The sequence below is a fragment of the Streptomyces hokutonensis genome (genome assembly GCF_042751305.1).
GTDB classification, from domain to species: domain Bacteria; phylum Actinomycetota; class Actinomycetes; order Streptomycetales; family Streptomycetaceae; genus Streptomyces; species Streptomyces hokutonensis_A.
In genome coordinates this window covers 695,097-714,584 of record NZ_JBHYWD010000002.1, presented here as the reverse complement: position 1 = coordinate 714,584, position 19,488 = coordinate 695,097, and the positions used below count along the sequence as shown (strand labels likewise).

At 71.3% G+C, this 19,488-nt stretch carries 17 protein-coding genes and 1 pseudogene; 7 read left to right on the top strand and 11 right to left on the bottom strand.

Going from position 1 to position 19,488, the window contains the following annotated elements:
• Positions 1 to 73: 73 nt before the first annotated feature.
• Genes ACFXC1_RS09450 through ACFXC1_RS09440 form a run of 3 tightly spaced genes read right to left on the bottom strand, consistent with a single transcriptional unit; the run spans position 74 to position 3,593 of the window.
• Positions 74 to 1,330, bottom strand: a complete 1,257-nt coding sequence (locus ACFXC1_RS09450; protein ID WP_381240964.1) for an MFS transporter — start codon at positions 1,328 to 1,330, stop codon at positions 74 to 76.
• Positions 1,331 to 1,341: 11 nt separating this feature from the next.
• A complete protein-coding gene (locus ACFXC1_RS09445) occupies positions 1,342 to 2,235 on the bottom strand; it encodes a dihydrodipicolinate synthase family protein (RefSeq protein ID WP_381240962.1) in 894 nt (297 codons plus the stop codon).
• A gap of 35 nt (positions 2,236 to 2,270) precedes the next feature.
• Positions 2,271 to 3,593, bottom strand: a complete 1,323-nt coding sequence (locus ACFXC1_RS09440) for an aminotransferase class I/II-fold pyridoxal phosphate-dependent enzyme (RefSeq protein ID WP_381240960.1) — start codon at positions 3,591 to 3,593, stop codon at positions 2,271 to 2,273.
• Between the two features lie 231 nt (positions 3,594 to 3,824).
• Here ACFXC1_RS09440 and ACFXC1_RS09435 point away from each other — a divergent pair, with 231 nt between their 5' ends.
• The 3 genes from ACFXC1_RS09435 to ACFXC1_RS09425 all read left to right on the top strand — a co-directional run bounded on the left by ACFXC1_RS09435 (position 3,825) and on the right by ACFXC1_RS09425 (position 6,947).
• Positions 3,825 to 4,619, top strand: coding sequence for a class I SAM-dependent methyltransferase (locus ACFXC1_RS09435; protein WP_381240958.1), 795 nt, complete (start codon positions 3,825 to 3,827; stop codon positions 4,617 to 4,619).
• Between the two features lie 286 nt (positions 4,620 to 4,905).
• Positions 4,906 to 5,343 carry a DUF485 domain-containing protein gene (locus tag ACFXC1_RS09430; RefSeq protein WP_381240956.1) on the top strand — a complete coding sequence of 146 codons (438 nt, stop codon included), beginning with the start codon at positions 4,906 to 4,908 and terminating at the stop codon, positions 5,341 to 5,343.
• Positions 5,340 to 6,947, top strand: a complete 1,608-nt coding sequence (locus tag ACFXC1_RS09425) for a sodium/solute symporter (RefSeq protein ID WP_381240954.1) — start codon at positions 5,340 to 5,342, stop codon at positions 6,945 to 6,947. Before ACFXC1_RS09430 ends, ACFXC1_RS09425 begins: the two co-directional genes overlap by 4 nt.
• A gap of 52 nt (positions 6,948 to 6,999) precedes the next feature.
• Here ACFXC1_RS09425 and ACFXC1_RS09420 read toward each other — a convergent pair whose 3' ends face one another.
• On the bottom strand, positions 7,000 to 7,755 hold the full coding sequence (locus tag ACFXC1_RS09420) for a lysozyme (RefSeq protein ID WP_381241147.1): 756 nt from the start codon (positions 7,753 to 7,755) through the stop codon (positions 7,000 to 7,002).
• A 292-nt stretch (positions 7,756 to 8,047) separates the two neighbouring features.
• Between ACFXC1_RS09420 and ACFXC1_RS09415 the strand changes: the two genes are divergently transcribed.
• The gene (locus tag ACFXC1_RS09415) at positions 8,048 to 8,857 is read left to right on the top strand and encodes an inositol monophosphatase family protein (protein ID WP_381240952.1); all 810 of its coding nucleotides are present in this window, start codon (positions 8,048 to 8,050) and stop codon (positions 8,855 to 8,857) included.
• Positions 8,858 to 8,907: 50 nt separating this feature from the next.
• Here ACFXC1_RS09415 and ACFXC1_RS09410 read toward each other — a convergent pair whose 3' ends face one another.
• Both ACFXC1_RS09410 and ACFXC1_RS09405 read right to left on the bottom strand, forming a co-directional pair.
• Positions 8,908 to 11,202, bottom strand: coding sequence for an FUSC family protein (locus ACFXC1_RS09410; protein WP_381240950.1), 2,295 nt, complete (start codon positions 11,200 to 11,202; stop codon positions 8,908 to 8,910).
• A 109-nt stretch (positions 11,203 to 11,311) separates the two neighbouring features.
• Positions 11,312 to 11,740 (bottom strand): ankyrin repeat domain-containing protein, encoded by a 429-nt coding sequence (locus ACFXC1_RS09405; RefSeq protein WP_381240948.1) that lies wholly within the window; start codon positions 11,738 to 11,740, stop codon positions 11,312 to 11,314.
• Positions 11,741 to 11,767: 27 nt separating this feature from the next.
• Here ACFXC1_RS09405 and ACFXC1_RS09400 point away from each other — a divergent pair, with 27 nt between their 5' ends.
• Positions 11,768 to 12,733 (top strand): NAD(P)H-dependent flavin oxidoreductase, encoded by a 966-nt coding sequence (locus ACFXC1_RS09400; protein ID WP_381240946.1) that lies wholly within the window; start codon positions 11,768 to 11,770, stop codon positions 12,731 to 12,733.
• A 12-nt stretch (positions 12,734 to 12,745) separates the two neighbouring features.
• Here ACFXC1_RS09400 and ACFXC1_RS09395 read toward each other — a convergent pair whose 3' ends face one another.
• The gene (locus ACFXC1_RS09395; RefSeq protein ID WP_381240944.1) at positions 12,746 to 13,405 is read right to left on the bottom strand and encodes a class I SAM-dependent methyltransferase; all 660 of its coding nucleotides are present in this window, start codon (positions 13,403 to 13,405) and stop codon (positions 12,746 to 12,748) included.
• 55 nt (positions 13,406 to 13,460) lie between these two features.
• Between ACFXC1_RS09395 and ACFXC1_RS09390 the strand changes: the two genes are divergently transcribed.
• Positions 13,461 to 14,066, top strand: coding sequence for a YdcF family protein (locus tag ACFXC1_RS09390; protein ID WP_381240942.1), 606 nt, complete (start codon positions 13,461 to 13,463; stop codon positions 14,064 to 14,066).
• Positions 14,067 to 14,069: 3 nt separating this feature from the next.
• Here ACFXC1_RS09390 and ACFXC1_RS09385 read toward each other — a convergent pair whose 3' ends face one another.
• Positions 14,070 to 14,573 carry a cupin domain-containing protein gene (locus tag ACFXC1_RS09385; protein WP_381240941.1) on the bottom strand — a complete coding sequence of 168 codons (504 nt, stop codon included), beginning with the start codon at positions 14,571 to 14,573 and terminating at the stop codon, positions 14,070 to 14,072.
• A 162-nt stretch (positions 14,574 to 14,735) separates the two neighbouring features.
• Here ACFXC1_RS09385 and ACFXC1_RS09380 point away from each other — a divergent pair.
• Positions 14,736 to 15,185 (top strand): annotated as a pseudogene (locus tag ACFXC1_RS09380) (RrF2 family transcriptional regulator).
• Positions 15,186 to 15,700: 515 nt separating this feature from the next.
• Here the strand turns inward: ACFXC1_RS09380 and ACFXC1_RS09375 are convergent.
• The 3 genes from ACFXC1_RS09375 to ACFXC1_RS09365 form a co-directional block, all read right to left on the bottom strand.
• Complete coding sequence (locus tag ACFXC1_RS09375; protein ID WP_381240940.1) at positions 15,701 to 16,789, bottom strand: LLM class flavin-dependent oxidoreductase; 1,089 nt, start codon at positions 16,787 to 16,789, stop codon at positions 15,701 to 15,703.
• 17 nt (positions 16,790 to 16,806) lie between these two features.
• Complete coding sequence (locus ACFXC1_RS09370; RefSeq protein ID WP_381240939.1) at positions 16,807 to 17,808, bottom strand: LLM class F420-dependent oxidoreductase; 1,002 nt, start codon at positions 17,806 to 17,808, stop codon at positions 16,807 to 16,809.
• 71 nt (positions 17,809 to 17,879) lie between these two features.
• Positions 17,880 to 19,481 carry an ABC transporter substrate-binding protein gene (locus ACFXC1_RS09365; protein WP_381240938.1) on the bottom strand — a complete coding sequence of 534 codons (1,602 nt, stop codon included), beginning with the start codon at positions 19,479 to 19,481 and terminating at the stop codon, positions 17,880 to 17,882.
• Positions 19,482 to 19,488: the final 7 nt, after the last annotated feature.

The following is a 19,488-nucleotide window of genomic DNA, read 5'->3' as shown; positions in this document are numbered from 1 at the left end:
CCTGGCAAGGCGGCCGACGAATTGCGGATTCCTTGAACGTGAATTGTGTCCGGAGGCGATTCCCTCGGTGCGGTCACGGGTGCTTCTCGTCGGCTCGCGCGAAGCGCGTCTCGGCGGTCGCGGCGGCGACGGCAACGGAGACGGCCAAGAGGCCGACGACGAGCGGCAGTCGGACGGACACACCGGTCAGTGATCCAGCCAGTGCCGTGCCCGCGGAGCCGGACGTGATCTTCAGGGCCGCGACCCAGATGAAGACCTGGCCGCGCGCTCCGCTCGGCGCGTACTCCGTGCGGGCCGCGAGGGTGGAGGCGAAGAAGAAGGAGTTGAGGATCCCGGTGAGGGCGTATGCCGCGACGGACACCGCGAAGGCGGGGCTCGCGGTCACGGTGAGGAGGCCGGCGACGACGCCCAGGGCGAGGCGGCGCATCAGCCGGTCCGGGTCGCCGGTGAGCGGGCGGGCCATGACCGCTATGGACCCGGTGAGATTGCCGAGGCCGTAGGCGGCGGTCAGTAAGGCCGCCGTGGCGGGCTCGGTGCCGAGGGTCCTCGTCAGATGGACCGCGGTGATCGGCAGCGCGGCGACGCTCAGGGCGACGACCATCGTCAGGTAGACGGTGCGCCGGAGCCGGCCCGTGCGGGCCATCAGCGCGAGGGTCGCTCCCGGCTTGAGGACGGCCGACCTGTCGCCACCGTGCGACGGCACGCTGTACGGCAGCAGCAGGACGCAGCCCGCCGCCGTGGCCGCTCCGGCGGCGAGTGCGAGAGCCGCCGCGGTGGGCGAGACCCAGCCCGACAGGGCGGCCACCAGGGACGGGCCGACGGTGCCGCCGATGCCGTAAGTGGCCACGTCCCAGCCCTGGGCCCGGCGCTGCGTGCGCAGTTGGGGTCCGACGATGGCGGGAAGCCGGCTGCTGATGCCGCCGGTCAGCAGCGGCCCGCAGGCCCCGGCCGTGGCCAGCAGCAGCGCGGGCAGTACGACAGGTGTGTGACCGTACGTCACCACACCGGCGGTCAGCGCGGTGGCGTACAGCAGACAGGCCGCCGAGATGACCTTGCGGCCGTCCCGGGCGAGGTCGAGCGATCGGGCGACGAAGGGGCCGAGCAGATGCGGGGCGGTGATGCAGGCGCCGAGTACCCCGGCGAGCGTCCCGGAGCCGCCGGACGAGGTGACGAGCAGGACGACGGCGACCACGGCTCCGCCGTCGGCGGTGCGGGCCAGGGCCGCGGCGACGACGTAGCCCGCCAGGCCACCGGCGCCCCCGTCCCGTCCGGACGGAGGCGAGCCCTCCCGCGACCGCTGTGAACTGCTCGCTGTGCGCTGCGAGTTCATGCCGTTCGTGCTCAGGAGGTGAGCCCGAGGGTGTCCAGGGCGGCGACGACCTCCTGGCGGGCGGTCTCGTCCAGCCCTCGCAGCGGTAGCGGCAGGTTCGGTTCTCCTGTCAGTCCGAGGTGGGAGGCGGCGGCGGAGATGACGCGCAGGCTGCCGTGGCGGCGGAACAGGGCCCACAGCGGCTCGAGTTGCGCGGAGAGGTCCACCGCCGGACCCGCGTGGCCGGACTGGGCGGCGCGGGTGATGGCGAGCGCGGTCAGCGGGAAGGTGCCGCCGATGACCGAGTACCAGGCGTCGCACCCGGCGTTCAGACCGCGCGCGGCCGTCCAGTCCCCGCTCACCCCGATGGTGACGGTGTCGGGGATCAGCGCGCGGAGTGCGGCGACGCGGAGTCCGGCCTCGCGCGGGTCGTCGGGCACACCGGGGATCTTGATCGAGCCGATGTTGGGCAACTGCGCGATACGGCCGTGCAGTTCGTCGGTGAAGTGCACATGCGTGGTGCCCGGGTTGTCGTAGACGCACAGCGGTACGGAGAGGTCGCGTGTCACGTCCTCGTACAGGCCGAACACCTCGTCCTCGGTGAGGGGTTGATACGTCATCGGGGCGAGCAGCACTCCGGAGGCGCCCGCCCGCTGGGCGTCCTCGGCCAACTCCCGTACGTGCGAGGTGCGCAGCGCGCCGATGCCGACGATGACGGGCACCCCGTCGGCGGCCTCCACCGCGATCTTCGCGGCGTGGGCGCGCTGTTCGCGGGTGAGGTAGGCGTAGCCGCCGGTGGAGCCGAGCGCGCCGATGGAGTCCACGCCGGCGGCGGCGAGCCGTGCGACGAGCGCCGCGTAGGCCGTTTCGTCGATGCCCTGCTCGTCGGTGGGCGTGAGGGGGAAGGCGCTCAGGCCGCGGAACATGGTGACTCCTTGCGTGGGTGGGACGTGCGTGCTGGTCAGTTGGCCGTCGCCGAGCGCAATTCCTTGACGACCGCGGCGAGTTCGGCGGCGAAGGCCTCGGCCTGCCGCTCGCTGACGGTGGAGGAGGTGACGCGGATCGCACCCTGGTGGGCGGCCGGGTCCGGCGCGAAGAGGTGCCCGGGCCGTACTGCCCACCCGCGCTGGGCGAGGGCCGCGACCGCGGCCCGTGCGTCGACGTCGAGCTGGACCCATACGTTCAGTCCGTCGGGCCGGTGCGGGACCTCGATGCCCTGCGCGTGCAGTCGCCCGACGAGCAGGCCACTGCGCCGGGCGTACAACTCGCGGGCCCGTTCGTGGAGTTCGTGGACGCCGGGGTCGAGCAGGAGTTCGCGGGTGACGTGCTGAAGCAGGCGGCTGACCCAAGTGGTGCCGGCGCTCAGCCGCGCTTCCAGGCGCGCGGCGGTCTCGGCGTCGGCGGCGACGAGGGCGAGTCGCAGATCCGGTCCGAGGAACTTGGACACGGACCGCACCAGCGCCCAGCGTGAACTGTTCGGCGGTGTGATGCGGTGGTACGGCCGCGCGGAGACCACCGAGAAGTGGTCGTCCTCGATCACGAGGACCTGGGGGTACTCCGTGAGGATCGTGCGCAGGTCGGCCGCCCGTTCCTCGGTGAGGCTCGCGCCGGTCGGGTTGTGGGCCCGGGGTGTGCAGACGACCGCGCGGGCGCCGGCTTCCAGGGCCGCCCGCAGGGCGTCGGGGCGCATGCCGGCGCCGTCGACGCCGACGGGTGCGGTGCGGTAGCCGTTGAGGCGCAGGGTGCCGATGCTCGCCAGGAAGCAGGGATCCTCGATCGCCACCAGATCCCCGCGGGTGAGATGGGCGTTCAGGAGCCGCTCGGTGGCGTCCACCGCTCCGTGCGTCACCAGCGTGCGGAGGGGTTGGTCGATGTCCTCGGCGAAGTCGGCACCGGCCCATGCCTCCAGTCCGGGGTCGATGGCGGGCGCGCCGTACAGCGGCGGGCTGTAGTCGCCGCGCCGGGTGGCGGCCAGAATGTCGGGCAGCAACCTCGGGTCGGGGTTGCCACTGGCGAGGTCGACGCAGTCGGCGCCGACACCGACGCCTTCGCGCGCGAGCTGCGGCACCGCCGCGACGACCGTGCCGCCGCGGCCCCGCGTCTCGGCGACTCCCGCCTCGACAAGGCGCCGGTAGGCGAGGGCGACCGTGTTCCGGTTGACGCCCAGCTCGGCCGCGAGCGTCCGCACCGGGGGCAGACTCGTCCGCGGCGCCAGCTCGCCGGAAGCGACCTGGTCGCGCACGCTCCCCGCGATCTCGGCCGCGGTGACGCCCCTGATAGCCACGTGATCAGCTCCACCCGAGGAGAAGGATTCGTCCAAGCACCAGGATTCGTCCTATGCCAAAGTTTGTCCTATGCCAAACATACGCCACGGGCGACCACCGGCGCCACCGTCCTCGTCGAGCGGGTGGAAACCCCGGACGTCGCCGGGGCCCGCTGGTTCCCTCTTCTGCTGGTAGCGATCCGCGTGCTGCCGGGCTGTCCCGACCGGCCCGCTCTTGCCAGGGTGAGGGGCATGACTGTGGGTGTGGGTTTCAGTGGTGAGGTCGCCGAGTTCTACGCGAAGTACCGTCGTGGCTATCCGCCTCCGGTCATCGAGGCGCTGCGAGCCGCCTTCGCGCTCACCGCCGACGACATCGTGCTCGACCTCGGATGCGGCACCGGCCAGCTCTCTCTTCCGCTCGCCTCCCGGGTCCGTTCCGTCATCGGCATGGACCCGGAGCCGGACATGCTGCGGCTCGCCGGGGAAGCGGCCGCGGGGCAGGACGTGCGCAATGTGACATGGGTGCTGGGGGCCGACAGTGACGTCCCCGCGGTGGGGGCGCTGGTGGGGCGGGGCTCCCTGGCGATGACGGTGATCGGGCAGGCGCTGCACTGGATGCGGCACGAGGAGCTCTTCCGTACCTTGGCGCCGTTGTTCCGTACGGGCGGCGGCATCGCCGTCGTGGCCAACGGCACACCGTTGTGGCAGCAGGACTGCGCCTGGTCACACGCGCTGCGGGCCTGTCTGGAGGAGCACTTCGGCAGGAGGCTGGAGGCGACGTGCGGGACCGCCGCGCGCGACCGGCGCCGATACGAGGAAGCGCTCCGTGCGGCCGGGTTCACGGATGTGCGGGAAACGGTGATCGACCACAGCGTCGAGCTGAGCGTCGACGAGATCATCGGCGGCGTCTACTCCGCGATCCCCGCGGACAAGCTGCCCGGGCAGGAGGACCGGCCGGCGTTCGCCGAGCGGATTCACCAAGCGCTTCCGTCCGGCCCGTATCTCGAAAGCGTCCGGGTCTCCGTACTCGCGGGCCGGGTGGCCTGATCGACCTCACAACTGGCGATGAGCCAACTCCCGGGTGCCGCGCGTCTCTCCACCGTTCGACCGTCTCGACGCGGCGAAGGCTCTCACGACACTCCCGTGAGGTTCCATCCCACCCCTCACAACGGCAACATCCGAGGTCAGCGCGGTGCAACGGTCCTCACCAGGGAGTTCGTCGGAAGTCCTGCGCGGGCTCCGGCGCCCGCATAGCGTGCGGTGACCAGGACCGTTCCCCGCGTTCTCGCGGTCGGTACCTGTTGGGGCCCACGACCCACTAGGAGATCTTGGAATGTCCGCCGACAGCTCCGAGTTACACCCGCTGCGCCACCGGCCCGCGCGACACGCCTCCCCCATCCCGCCCTCGCCGCCACCCGCTCAGCACAACAACAGCAACTGGCGGTCGGTACGGGCCCGTTCATGGACCGGGCCCCACCGCGATCTACGACTCCTGCGCCGGGCCTGCCGCCGGCAGCGACGCGTCGCGGCATTCGTCGCACTCGGCTACTTCGCCGTCTTCCTCACCCTCACCGTCGAACTCCCCTCGGTGATGACCGCTCCCGCCGTCGGCGGTCTGCCCGCCGGCCTCTGCCTGGCCCTGGTCCAACTCCCCGTCACCTGGCTGGCCGTGCTCTTCTACGAGTACACCGCGCGACGCCACGTCGACCCCCTCGCCCGCCGGGTGCGCCACCAGACACCGCACCCCCGCGACGAGCAGGTCCTGCCGTGACCGACTTCAAGGGCGCCGCACAGTCCTGGTCACTCGTGGCGTTCTTCAGCGTCGTCACCCTCACCCTGCTGCTGTGCGTGGTCACCGGCCCCGACCGCGACGACCTCGACGAGTTCTACACCGGCTACCGGTTCCTCTCCCCGCTCCGCAACGGCCTGGCCATCGCGGGCGACTACATCTCCGCAGCCACCGTCCTGACCGTCGGCGGCATCATCGCGCTCTGCGGCTACGACGGTGTCGTCCTGGCCCTGAGCACGCTACTCTCCCTGCTGCTCCTGATGTTCCTGCTGGCCGAACCGCTGCACCACACCGGCAGGTTCACCATGGGCGACGTACTGGCCCGCCGGATGCCGGGCCGCGCGGTGCGCATCACCGCGTGCGCCGTCACCCTCGCCGCGCTGGTGCCCATGATGGTCGTCCAACTCGCGGGCGTGGGGCAGCTGTTGGCGTACGTTCTCGGCTTCTCCGACAGCACCATGCGCACCGGCTGCGTCGTCGGTGCCGGGGCGCTGATGATCACGTACGCGGCTCTCGGCGGCATGCGCGGCACCGCGCTGATCCAGATCCTGAAGACCGTGATCCTCCTCGGCTCGGGCCTGGTCGTCGCCGCGCTCATCCTGCACACCTTCGGCTGGAGCCCGCCGACTCTCTTCCGGACCGCCGCACGGAACAGCGGGGCGGGGCCCAACTACCTGCGCTACGGGCTCCAGTTCGCCGGCGGACGGCATCCCGCCCTCGACATGATCAGCACGCAGTGCGCCATCGTGCTCGGCGGTGCGTCCCTCCCCCACGTCACCATGCGCATGTACACGGCCGGGAGCACCCGTCAGGTGCGCCGTGCGATGTCGTGGGCCGTGTCGGCGGTTGCTCTGTTCATCGCCGTCATGACCGTCGTCGCGGTCGGCGCGACCGCGCTCATCGGCTCGAAGACCATCACCACCGCGGATCCGCGCGGCTCGACCGCCTATCTCCTCGGGGCGCGCGCCGCGTTCGGCACCGATCTCTCGCGTCCGGAGAGCCTGCTGTTCACCACCGTCACCACGGCCATCTTCCTGACCCTGCTGGCCTCCGTGGCCAGCATGACCCTGGCCTGCGCCAACTCCCTCGCCCACGACATCGCCGCCCGCCCCGACACACCGCCGCTGCGCGAAATGGCGCTGGCCCGCCTGTCCGCCCTCGCCGTGGGAATCCCCGTGATCGGCCTGGCCGTACTCGCCCAGCACCGCAGTCTCCAGCCGCTCGCCATCCTCTCCTTCTGCCTGGGCGCCTCGGCGATCGCCCCGGCGCTCCTCTACAGCCTCTTCTGGCGCCGCTACACCCGCGCCGGTCTGCTGGCCACACTCATCGGCGGCACGGTCAGCGTCCTCGTCCTCCTCCCCGGCACGAGCCTCGTCTCCGGCACCCCCCAATCGGCGTTCCCCGACGCCGACTTCAACTGGTTCCCCTTCACCACGACCGCGCTGGTCTCCGTCCCGGCCGGGTTCCTCTGCGGCTTCGTCGCCACCGTCCTGTCCCGCAGAAGGTCCGGCGCCCGCGCACGCAACCGCTACGAAGCCATCGAGCCCGTCCTGCTGGCCGGACCGGCGTACCCCAAGAACAGATGACAACCCGCCGCCGAGGTCGGGACCGGGGGCCGCGGCCCCCGGCACCCGCCTGTCAGCCGGCGACAGCGAACTGGCGCAGCGCGTCCTGGGAACCGTTGAACCGGTCGTGGTCACCGACCGTCTGCCCGGACGACGTGTACTGCCACATCGTGTACGCCGACCAGCCCGCCGGAAGCGCCCCCACGGACGAGGCGTACCGGGCCACCCACAGGGGGTTCGTGGCACCGAAGCCCCGGTAGCCGCCGGTGCAGCTGCTCCACCAGCTGGTGGACGTGTAGATCACGGCATTGCGACCGGTCCGGGTCTTGTAGCGGTTCAGGAAGTCACCGATCCAGGTGACCATGCCGCTCGCCGACTTGCCGTAGCAGGAGTCCCCGTAGGGATTCCACTCGATGTCCAGTGCCCCCGGGAGCGTCCGGCCGTCGCCCGACCAGCCCCCGCCGTGGTCCACGAAGTAGTCGGCCTGCGCGGCTCCGCTGCCGCCGTCCGGTGTGGCGAAGTGGTAGGCCCCGCGGACCATGCCGACGTCGTACGCACCCTCGTACTGGTCCTCGAAATACGGGTTGCGGTAGGAGGTGCCTTCCGTGGCCTTCGTGTAGGCCCACCTGGTACCGGCGCTCCACAGGCCGGTCCACGCCACATCACGCTGATAGCTGGAGACGTCCACGCCCTCGGTCTGTCCGGCCCGCTCCTCCGGGGACACCGTGCCGGTCCTGCCGCTCGTCCCGTCGTGGGCCAGGACGCCGATGCCCATGTAGGCGCTGCCCCGTGCGGGTCCGGGTTCGGCCGTGGTCGGCGCGGGGGCCATACCGGTCACGGTGAGGAGAAGGCCGGACACCACCACGGCCACGCACAGACGGGAAAGCCCGTCCCAGGTTGATATTCGTCGTCGCATACCGCCTATACGAACCGCAACCGTGCCGCATCGCACGTCATGTACCGCCAACCACGCCCGCACCCCGTACCTCTGGGCATCCGTGGGCCCGGCGCACGGCTCGACGAGGGCGAGGCCGCCGACGAAGCCGTAGGAGGACGTGATCTCCTGGATCGAGGCCGACCCGGGAAGGTTCGCCCGCACACGACTGGAGTGGTGAAGAGCAGTGACGAACGAGCATGACCTGGACGACGCGCTTCGGGTGGCCGTGGAGCTGGCCGCGTGGGCGTCGGAGACGATCCGCGGCGGGAACGGAGGGGCCTCGGGCCCGGTACGGCAGAAGGCGAGCCCGGCCGACATCGTCACGGACACGGACGAGGCGGTGGAGCGGCACGTACGGTCGGTGCTGCGGCGCGAGTTCCCCGGCTGGGGGATCGACGGCGAGGAGTACGGCGTCGAGGAGGGCGCGTCGGACGCGCCGCACTGGGTGATCGACCCGGTGGACGGAACCACCAACTACGCCCACGGGCTGGGCTGGTGCTCCTTCTCGCTGGGCCTCGCGCGGCCGGACGGCTCCCCTCTGCTGGGCCTGGTCGCGGACCCGTGGCGGGGCGAGGTGTTCACGGCCGTACGGGGCGGGGGCGCGCACCTGAACGGCGTCCCGATCCACGCGGCGGACCACACGACACTGACCGGCCATGTGTTCATGACGGAGTGGGCGGCGCACGCGCACTGGCCGGGCCTGGACGCACTGCTCGCCCAAATGGCCGAGCGGCACTGCACGGTACGCGTGATGGGCTCGACGGCACTGTCCTTGGTGCAGGTCGCGGCGGGCCGGGCGGCCGCCGCCGCGATCGGCGAGTTCCACCCCGTGGACGGTCTCCCGGCGCTGCTGATCGCAACGGAGGCAGGAGCGGTGGCCTTGCCCCAACTCCCCGCCTACGACGAGCCGTTGCTGCTGGCCGCGCCCGGAGTCGCGGCGGAGGCACGGGAGTTGTGGCAGTCGACGGTCAGTCCCCCGGTCCCGCGACAGTGACGACGACCTTGCCCTGCGGGTGGCCGTTCTCCAAGTGGCGGTATCAGGCATCAGGCCGAAGCGCTCGGCTTCGCCGCCGCCGTCAGGATGTACTGGAGTCGGCGGGCCGCGTTGAGATGGTCCGCGGTCCAGATGATGCGGACGGCGGTGGCCGTGGCGCGTCCGTCGTCGTCGCGCAGGTCGCGGCGCAGGGAGTCGACGAGGCGCGCTTCCTCCTCCGGATTGCGGGCCAACGGAGCCGGTACGGCGGTGTGTTGACCGAGTCCGGCGGCCAGGTCGCGATACCAGTCGGAGAGCCGGACGACGGTGTCGAGGAGGATCAGCCGGGCCTCGGAGCGGTCGGGCTGGATCTGTTCGTCGCCGCCGTTGCGCTGCCACAGTTCCAGCACGGCGTCGGCGGCGAGGCGCAGTCCCACGATCCCGGTGACCAGGGTGGTCATGTCGGAGAGCCGTACCGGCTTGGCGCCCCGTTCGGCGAGGTAGCTGCGGAAGGCGTCGTCGAGCCGGCGGGACGCGGCGGCCGCCTGCCGGCTCGCCTCCAGCGGTGCGTCGGTCGGCAGACAGCCGATGCTGCAGCGGCTGGCCGCGTACTCCACCGCGTCCGCGAGATAACGGGCACTGGCGTCGTAGGCGGCCGACAGCGCCCGGTCCACGGCGGCCCCTGCGCCTCGCGGCCAGAAGAACAGTCCCACCAGCACACTCACCGCGCAGCCCAGGGCGATGTCCTGGATACGCAGCAGCACGATGTGCCAGTCGGGGTCCTGGCCGATGTTGAACAGGATGACCAGGGTCACGGTGAAGGCCGCCTGTCCGGCGGCGAAGGAGATGGCGGCGGGGGCGATTCCGGCGAAGAGCACGGCGACGGGGAGCAGGAACCAGAGCAGGGTGCCGTGGTGGCCGATGAGCTGGAGCAGCCCGACTCCCACGAGCGAACCCACCAGGGTGCCGCCGAGGGCGCGCAGCGCGTTCTGCCCGGTGTTGAGCGCGTTGGAGCGCAGCACCGACAGGGTTCCGAGCAGTACCCAGAAGGAGTGCTGGACCCCTGTCGCGTTCGCCAGCGCCACCGCGATTCCTAGACCGAGCGCGCCCCGGAGGCTGTTGTGCAGCCAGACCGAGCGCGGCTCCAGGTGGGCGGCGGCACGCTCGACGGCCGAGCCCAGCGGCTGAACCAGAGCACCCGGTTCCCCGCCTAGCAGTCGCTCCGGCCAGCTGCGCCGCTCGGCAGCCGCGGCGAGATCCACGTTGCCGGCGATCTGCAGGGTGGCGAAGCCCAACTCCTGGGCGCGGAACGAGAGATCGAGGGTCTCGATGAAGGCGCGGACCTCCGACTCCGTGCGCGGCTTCGGCTGTTCCACGGGCAGCCGGTGGGTGGCGCCGTCCTCCATGCCGTCCATCGCCGCGCGCAGGACGACCAGGGCGGCGCGCAGGGCGTCGGGCGCTTCGCGCGGGGCGTCGAGGAGTACGGCCGCCTCGTCCAGGGCCGTGGCCGCCGCCCGGCGTACGGTGCGTGCGTCGGCGTCGCAGACCCGGCGTTCGGCAGCCGCGGGACCGCTGTCCTCCACGATGGCGCTGAGCCAGGTGAGTTCGTCGACCAGGCGGACCAGGGCGCGGGAGCCGACGGAGAGACCGGTGGGCCGGTAGGGAGTGGCGTCGAAGGCGGTGCGCAGGTCCGCCGCGGCGGCGGTGGCCCGGTCGGCGGCGGCCTCGCACTGCCGGGCGGTCGGCGCCTGCGGGCCGCCGTCCAGCCAGGAGGCGTCGGTGCGCAGTTGTGCCGCCGCCGCGCGGCAGACCCGGGCGGCGGGCGCGCTGAGCGGGTCCCCGGTGGGCCGGGGCCACAGCAGGGAGATCGCGAGCATGGCGGCGACCGCGGCGAGGCCCGCGCCCGCGAGCCGGTCGGGCAGTTGCGACAGCGGGGCCGGCGAGGTCACGGGGAGGATGAAGGCCAGCAGGAGAGCGGTCGTGGCGCCCGCGAGGACGGAGCTGACCACCCCCGAGAAGAGCACCAGGAAACCCACCACGACCATGGTGGCGACCGCCAGCCAGTTCGTCCGCGCCACCAGCGTCCCAAGACAGATGAGCGCCGCCCAGCCCAGCGCGAGTCCCACGTGCGCCCGCAGGCGCTGCACCATCGGGCCGGTGAACTCCACCAGCAGGAGCATCGAGAACGACCCGAACGCCGCGTAGGTCGCCATCGTCGAGGATTTCAGCAGTTGGCCGCAGAGGGCGAACAACGCGGGCATCACCAGTGCGGTGCGGGCGGCCCTGCGGGTCGCCGCGAGCCCCGGATCGTGGGCACGCAGCCACGTCGGAATCCGCCGGGGCAGTCCGCGCCAAGGTCTCTCCATACGCCGGCGCACCTCCAGCCCGCGCAGCACCCATGTGCCCCGCCATCCCGAGTATCCGCCATGCCCGGCGATCGTCCCCACCGGGACGGGCCAAGGCGCGGGAGGCCCATCACCCAGTGATCGCCAGCGCGCCGGCCTCGGCGAGGAGGGCGGCCGTCACGGGATGAGGACCGTGGTTCGCCCACTCCAGCGGGGACCGGCCGGTGCCGTGATCTTCCCGTACGTTCGGATCGGCGCCATGCGCCAGCAGTTCGCGGACCGTGTCGGAGTGCCCCCAGCAGGCCGCCGCGCACAAGGGCAGGCCCTCCGCGCCGATGCCGCTGCTCTCGGTGCCGGGGAGGGCGCCGGCCGAAAGGAGCAGGCGGACGATCTCGGCTTGCCCGTTCACGGAGGCGGCGTAGAGCGGCGTGGTGCCCTCGCTGTCGACTCGCCCCGGGTCGGCACCGGCCCGTAGCACCGATTTCACGGCACCGGCGTCACCCACGACTATCGCCCCGAAGAGCCGCCGGGAGAGCTTCTTCTGCTGCCGCTGCTTCATGGGCCGAGATTAGGTGATGATGGGTTCATGGCATTGACGACGGCGTTCACGAAGCTGTTCGGCGTGCAACACCCCATCGCCTTGGCGCCCATGGGCGGATCGGCCGGTGGCGCGCTGACCGCGGCCGTCTCCCGTGGGGGCGGGCTCGGCCTGCTGGGCAGTGGCAACGGCGAACGCGACTGGCTGGCGAGGGAGTTGGCCATCGTCACCGAGAACACCACGAACCCGTGGGGTATCGGTTTCCTCACCTGGCAGATAGATGTCGCGGCGGTGGAGCACGCGCTGGAACACCAACCCCGGGCCGTGATGCTGTCGTTCGGTGATCCGAGCCCGTTCGCCGAGCGAATTCGCCGTACGGGTACGCCACTTGTCATTCAGGTCACCGATCTGGAGGAAGCCCGGCGGGCGGTGGACCTGGGCGCCGACGTGATCGTGGCGCAGGGTTCCGAGAGCGGCGGACACGGTGCCCGGCACGGTCGCTCCACGCTGCCGTTCGTGCCGGTCGTCGTCGATCTGGCAGCTCCGACACCCGTACTCGCCGCCGGTGGCATCGCCGACGGCCGTGGGCTGGCCGCCGCTCTCGCCCTGGGAGCCGCCGGGGCACTCATCGGCACCCGCTTCCAGGCCACCGCCGAAGCCCTGGTCGCCCCCTCGACCAGCACGGCCATCGTCCAGGGCCACGGCGCGGACACCGAGCGCAACAGGATCCTCGACATCGCCCGAGGCTCCGACTGGCCGTCGAAGTACACCGCCCGCACACTCGGCCACCCGTTCCTCGACCAGTGGCGCGACCGGGAGACGGAACTCGCCACCGACCCCCACGCCCGGCACGCCTACCAAGCCGCCCTGGCCCAGGGCGACATACCGCCGCTGCCCGTGTGGGCGGGCGAAGCAGTCGACCTCATCAACGACCTGCCGTCGGCCACCGACCTCGTCAACTCCCTTGTCACACAGGCCGAGGAGGCACTCGCCCGAGCCGGAAAGGAACCCTGATCTCATCTGACGTTATGTCAGGTCGGCCTTTCGAGCGAGGATCTGGATCCCCTTCGACTCATGGCCGTTCATCGTGGACACCGTCACGGTCCGGGTGCCGATGCCTTCGAAATCGGCGAGCAGCGCGGTGAGCCACTCGCGGGAGTGATGGCGGCACACCGCGCCGTCGCCGGTCCGGAACACGCCGTAACTGACGTCACCGCGGCCGGCGTAGTCGTCGTAGCGGCTGCGGTTGCGCTCGTCGTCCTGCAGCAGGAGGTCACTGACGTAGAGGACTCCGCCGGGCTCGAGGACGCGGTGCAGCTCGGCGATCAGTCGGCGTTGAGCTTCGTCGCCCGGGACGCAGGTCAGTACGGCGAAGAGCAGGACCACGTCGAAGTCGGCGTCCGGGGAGGGCAGGGACGGAGGTGCGTCCAGGGTGGTGAAGTGCACGGCGGGGTGCAGGAGTTGGGCCCGTTCGATCATCGCCGGTGAGATGTCGGCGCCTGTCAGATTGCGGAAACCGTGCTGTTCGAGTTCGTCCAGCGTGCGGCCGTAGCCGCATCCGTAGTCGAGAATCGCGGCCTGCCTGCTGATCCCCGCCAGCCAAGGCAGATGGAGCGGGTGCGTGAATGTCTTCGTGGCCGCGGCGGCGTCCCAGTAGGAGATCTGGGTGTCGAGATGATCGGACACGGTGGATGCCTCTCTGCGGAGCAGCAGGGACACCAGGGTGACCTAGAGTCGCCGAATGCGACAAAGGACAGGCGTGGTGGCAGCCGGGGTGGTGGTCCTGGCCTGGGGCGAGTGGCTGAACCGCCGCTGGTCTCGAACTCTCGTGGGAGACAACGGGGGTGAAGTCGAGGCAGTGGTCGTGCTGGGATACCGGAACCCTCAGGCGACGGCGAATTTCATCAACCGTTGGCGAGTCCGCGCCGGAATTCGCTCCATCACCGATGACGGCGCGCACGACACTCGCGTGATCTTCAGCGGCGGCACGACGACCAGCGGTGGTGTCTCCGAGGCCCGGCTGATGGCCGACTACGCGCGGTCGGTGCTCGAATTCGACGGCCCGGTTTTCCTCGAAGACGAAAGCACGACGACATGGGAGAACGTCACCAATGTGATCCCGCTGCTCGAGGACGCAGACCGCATCAAGATCGTCTCCCAGCCGGCACACGCCCTCAAGGCCCGCGCCCACTTGCGGCGGCAGCGCCCCGATCTCGCGAAGAGGCTCGTGCGCGCGGACGACTACCGCCCCGGCGAGTGGCTGATCGTCAAACCGCTGCTGGCGCTGTACGGGCTCTGGAAACTCCGCGACCTGAAGGCCGATGAGCGGAGGACGACACCTGACTGACCCTCAACTCCCGGCTCCCAGCACGTACAACCCCGGAAGGTTGACCACGATCGCCTCCTGGGTGCTGCGGGCGATCACGACCACGGCTTCCTCCGCGGGGTCGGGGTTCTCCTCGCGGTGCGGGACGAACGGGGGGATGAAGATGTAGTCGCCGGGGGACGTGCGCAGGCGTATCTCCTCCGGCTGCGGGCCGGCGTCGTCGAGGAAGACGAACTCGGGGTGTCCGCTCACCACGTAGATCGCGGTCTCGGACTCGCCGTGGTGGTGGTCGGAGGAGGCCGTGGAGGGGGCGACATGCGTCTGGCCCATCCACAGTTTCTCGGAGCCGACCGTCTTCCCGCTCACCGCGGCGAACCTGCGCATGCCCCCGCTCTGCGCCGTGTCGCCGTCGAGGGCGTCGGCGCGGATGTGGTGCAGGCGGTTGCGCAGTGGGGTCGCGGGCTGCCCTGCGGCGTCATGGAGATGGGGGTGGAAACCTTCGCCGGCGGTGGTCAGCGGCTCGCTCATGCCCGGTGACGCTAGAGCCGCCCCGAAAAGGATGTCAAGAGGTGTCCATTGCCCTTCACCTGCGGCAATGTTCCCGCAATGTATGCGGGAATGGGCGGGCGATCCCGCGCTGGGAACCCGTGGAAGTTCTCGTGCCGGGGCCCGCGTCGGCATTATGTGCGCATGCATATCTCCGCGAAGGCGGACTACGCCACGCGGGCCCTCTTGGAGCTCGCCTGCGAACCTGCCCGTCCCCTCACGTGCGAGGCGATCGCCTCCTCGCAGCAGATCCCGTTCCGGTTCCTGAAGTCCGTGGTGGGTGAGTTGCGCAGAGCCGGTCTGGTGCGCAGCCAGCGCGGCTGCGAGGGCGGCCACTGACTCGGCCGGCCCGCCGACGAGATCACACTCCTGGACGTCTCCCGCGCCGTGGACGGCGAGTTGGTCACCCTGCGCGGCGAACCACTGGCCGGGCTCGACTACCCCGGACCCGCCTCCGGCCTGCCAGGCGTGTATCGCCGTATCGAGGCGGAGGCCGCCGCCCTGCCCGGCGGCACCACCCTCGCCACCCTGCTGCCCGCCGCCACCGACGAACACGCGACTGCCGGGCGCCTGAGCCGCCGGGGAGCCGCATGACGACCCCGCCGACCAACTCGCCGTAGAAGTCGTCGAGTTCACGGATCCCCTGTGTCCCTGGGCCAGAGGATCCGAGCCCGTCTTCCGCCGGCTCCGAGCCGCCTTCGCGGGACAGGTCCGCCGGCGTCGCGCGTACCGCATCCTCTTCGACCACGACGACGACCCGGCACCCGATCCCGCCGCGGAGACCGCCTGGTACGCGCGCTACGTCGAGGACATCGGTGCCCACACCCACGCGCCGCGAGCCCGTCGGCTCAGCCGGGTGGCCGCGAGTTCCTGGCCGGCCGCCCTGGGCGCCAAGGCCGCCGAAGCGCAGGGCGCCGAGGTGACCGATCGGGTGCTGCGGCGGCTGCGGGAGAGCGTGTTCGTGCTCGGGGAGCCCGCGGACACGGCCGGGCCGGCGCTCTCCGTGGTGTCGGGCGTACCCGGCTCCCGCGGCCTCGTCCGGGTGCAGCCACAGGCGGCCGTGCGGCGGTGCTCGCGTCCACGGCGTGAAGCGCGGGGGCGGTCCGTGCCTACCAGCCCCTTCGGCCTTGAGATCGGCCCGTGCGGAGGAGGGTCACCAACTCCCGTCGCAGGGAACGGTCTTCCTCGGTCTCCACGGCTGTGTCGAGCTGGACGATGTCGATGCCGCTCGAGCGCAGCCAGTCGATGCGGTCCGCCACGGTGCGGGGCGAGCCGACGAAGGCGGCGGCGAGGGAACGGCGGATGTACGCGGTGATCTCGGCCGGGCCCGGGCCGGGTACCGAACGGCCGCGTTCGCGGTCCCGGTCGAGCTGGACGGCCTCGCTCCAGCGGGAGGTGTGTGCCGCCGTGCTCAGCCGGACGGCGTCGTCGGCGATCCGCCGGGCCCGGGCCTGGGCCTGCTCGTCGGTGCCGGCGAGCACCAGGTTCACGGGCCGCCAGATCCGCAGCGACCGTCCGTGCGCGGTCGCGGCGGCTCTGATCTCGGCGACGCGGAGGCGGGTCGCGGTGAGGGGCATCGGTGCGATGGCGTACACCTCGGCGTACCGGGCGGCCAGGTCGAGGCCCTCCGGGGACGAGCCGCCGAAGGAGACCAACTCCCCGCGCGGTGTGGGGAGTAGGCCCGACCGTGCCCCCCGGACGCTGTAGTACTCGCCCTCGAAGGCGAAGTCCTTCTCCTCGGTCAGTGCCCGGTGGAAGACGTCCAGGTACTCGCCGGCCCGCCGGTAGCGCTCGGCCTTCGGCAGTGTGTCGCCGTCGCGCGCGACATCGGTGTCGCTCGATCCGACGACCACGTGTGCGGTGGCCCGGCCGCCGGACAGCCGGTCGAGGGTGGCGAGCGACCGGGCTGCCGCGGTGGGCGCGGTGGTGCCGATCCGGTGGGCGACGGCGATGCGCAGCCGGCTGGTGGCGGCGAGCGCCCAGGACGCGACGAGCCAGGGGTCCGGCCAGGAACTCGACTGGGTCACCAGGGCGCTGTCGAGGCCGTCCTCCTCGTTCTCCCGGGCGGTGCGGACGACGTGGTCGGGGTCGGCGTCCCGGTCGCGGGGATCGGGGGCGAAGCGCAGCGCCTGCCGCTCCCGTGGCGTGTCGCCGAGGACGGGAGCGGCCCTGACGCCGCCGCGTATGTCGAGTTCCATGCCGGAACCTCCGCAGGTCAGCCGCCGGTGGGTCCGAGGCGGGCCAGGGTGTCGAGCAGCCTGGCCCGGCTGACGAACACCTCGGGCGGCAGTGAGACGTACAGCTGGAGCGTGGTCACGCCGGGGCGGTGGTAGCGCAGGATGCGTTCGCGGCACTCCTCGGGCGAACCGCTGATGAAGAGGCCGTCGACCACTTCGTCCGGCAGGGCCTTCTGGGCGGCCTCGATGTCTCCCGCGGCCCAGCGTTCGTGCGATTCGCGCAGCAACTCGCCGTGTCCCAGCCACTCGTGGAACTTTCGGTAGGGCTCCCGGTTGAGGATCCAGGCGAGGAAGGGCCGGGTGGCGCGGTGAGCGTAGTCGAGGTCCTCGGTGGGGCAGACGAAGACCTTGACGACGAGTTCCTTGCCGGGCGGCTGCGGGCCGACGGCGTCGAGGATCTTCGGTACGTCCTCGGGGAAGAGCAGGTTGGTGATCGCTCCGTCCCCTTCGGTGAAGCCGAGGCGCAGCATGCCGGGCCGCAGTGCGCCGAGGATGACCTTGACCGGGTCGGTCGGTGGATGCGGCAGCCGGTAGCCGGTGATGGAGAAGGTGTCGAAGTCGCCCGCGATGTGTTCGCCGCGCAGTGCCCGCGTCACGAAGCGAAGCACGTCGCGGGTCCGCTTGAAGGGGTCGTCGAAGGGGATGCCGTTGATATCGGTGACGTGCGCGGGGACTGATGCGCCGAGCCCCAACAGCAGTCTTCCGGGCGCGAGTTGGGCCAGTGTGGCGGCGGTCTGGGCGAGGACGGCCGGTCCGCGGGTGTGCACGGGAACGATGCCGGTGGCGATCCGCAGCGTCTCCGACCAGGCGGCGGTGACGGCGAGCGGGGTGAAGGCGTCGGTGCCGCCGCCCTCCGCGCTCCACACGTCGGTGTAGCCGAGGTCGGGCAGGCGTTCCACGAGGAAGCGGTGCCGGTCGATGGTCAGGCCCGGCAGGGGCAGGGTGATGCCCCACTTGGGCGGTTGCCGGTCATCGGTCATGCGGACGGCCGTCCTTTCGTACGTCGTCTGGGCCGGTCGGCCGCTTGTCCTTCGTCGTTCGGGACGGCCGGTCACTTGCCGACCCACACGGTGGTCAGGTCCAGGAACCAGGACTGCGGTTGGACGAGTCCGTGGACCGCGGGCGAAAGGGCGCGCGGATTGCGGTCGTTGACCACGAACAGCCAGGGCGCGTCCTGGGTGACCTTGGCGAGCGCCTGCCGGTAGTCGCTCTGCCGGGTGGTCCTGTCGGGTGAGGCAGCGGCCTCGGCGAGGAGTTTGTCGACGGCCGGGTTGCTGTAATGGCCCGTCCAGAAGGGGCTGTTGCTGCCGATGAACAGCGGCAGCAACGCCTCGGACTGGAAGAGCGTGGTGGACTGCGCGATGGCGTCCGAACCGAGGGCGACTTTCCCCTTGGCCTCGGCGCCGATCAGCGTGGACCAGTCGGTGGTGCGGATGGTCACCTTGATGCCCACGGCAGCCAGGTCGCGTTGCAGCGCCTCGGTGATCGGCACGGGCAGCAGATTGCCGGAGCCGCCGGTCGGCACGGTGACGGAGGTGCTGAAGCCGTCCGGGTAACCGGCCTCTGCGAGCAGCTTCTTGGCCTTGGCGGGGTCGTAGGAGTAGGTGTTGCCCTGCGGGTCGTAGGCGAAGGTGGCGCGCGGGGCGGCCTGGTAGGCGGGGTCGGCGGTGCCGTGCAGGAGGTCGTCGGCGATGGCCTTGCGGTTGATGGCGTAGTTGGCGGCCCGGCGCACGTCGGCGTTCTTCCAGGGGCCCTTGGTGGTGTCGAGGATCCAGTACCAGAGGTGGTCGTAGCTGTTGGTGAGGATCTGCGCGCCGTCGGCCTTGAGGCTCGCGAGGTCGTCCGGGTTGGGGTACTCGATCCAGTTCACGGAGCCCGAGCGCAGGGCGGCGGTCCGGGCGGCCGGGTCGGGGAGCGCCTTGATGATCAGGCGGTCGAGCCTGGGTGCGCCGCGCCAGTAGTGCTTGTTGGCGACGAGTTCGATCTGCTCGCCGGAGGTCTGCGACTTGAAGGTGAACGGCCCGGTGCCGACGGGGTGCTGGGAGAAGTTCGCGGAGCCCGTCCTGCGTACGGCGGTGGGGCTGGCGATCAGGACGTGGGCGAGGTCTTCGGGGAAGTGCCCGTTGGGGGTCTTGGTGGTCAACTGCACGTGGTCGGCGTCGAGTTGGCGGTACTGGACGATGTCTCCGGCGTACTCGCTCGCGGCGGCGCCGAGGACGGTCGTGTAGTACGGGCTCTTCTTGTTCAGGTAGCGGTCGAGGTTGAAGATCACGGAGTCGGCGTCGAAGCGGGTCCCGTCCTGGAAGGTGACGCCCTTGCGGAGGGTGAAGGTCCAGGTCTTGTGGTCTTCCGCGACCTTCCAGGAGGTGGCGAGGGCGCCGGTGATCTCGGGCGGAGCGTCGGTCTTTGACAGGTCGTAGCGGGTGAGGCCCTCGTACAGCTGGAAGGAGACCAGCCGCTTGCCCTCGAAGCCGGCCCCTCCGATGACCGTGTCGGGGTTGGGGAGTTTGCCGGTTGCACCGATGACCAGGGTGCCGCCGCGCCCGGTGGCCGTGCCGGCGGACTGACCGGCGGAGGACGAACTGCAGCCGGCGACGGCGAGCAGGAGAAGGGCCGCGGGCAGGATGGTTCTGGTTCGGGGGCGGTGCGTCATGGGATTC